The sequence below is a fragment of the Rahnella perminowiae genome (assembly GCF_019049695.1).
GTDB lineage: Bacteria > Pseudomonadota > Gammaproteobacteria > Enterobacterales > Enterobacteriaceae > Rahnella > Rahnella perminowiae.
This window is the reverse complement of record NZ_JAFMOT010000023.1, coordinates 1-378: the sequence shown is the minus strand read 5'-3', so window position 1 is coordinate 378 and position 378 is coordinate 1. Positions and strand designations below refer to the sequence as shown.

Below are 378 nucleotides of genomic sequence, written 5' to 3'. Positions count from 1 at the left end.
AGTTGTTACACTCATTCCGCCTGACCAAACAGAGGATAGGGATTTTTCGGCGATTTATCCTGATGGGAGTACCGAAAAAATTCCGTATATTTATCCTAATTACGAAAAACTGCTATCGATGAAATAGGAAGTGAGTGTTTCATTTTACATATTCAGGGAGGAATTAATTGAATTCTCTAAATAAAAAAGCCCTGTTGCTGCCGACAGTATTTTTGCTTTCCGCATGCTATGGCAAAACAGATCAGACGCTGTCACCGCCGGAAAATGCACGGCGCGTGACCATAGCCGTCCGGGTTCCTGAGGGCATTACACTGTTGCCATTGCAAATGCTTTATCGTTCAGAACGGTGCAAGACTAAAAGCTATAACTCGAGTAATG

1 pseudogene is annotated in these 378 nt (G+C 42.6%); it reads left to right on the top strand.

From position 1 onward, the window contains the following. Positions 1-167: 167 nt before the first annotated feature. A pseudogene (locus J1781_RS00090) lies at positions 168-378 on the top strand (hypothetical protein); the annotation flags it as partial.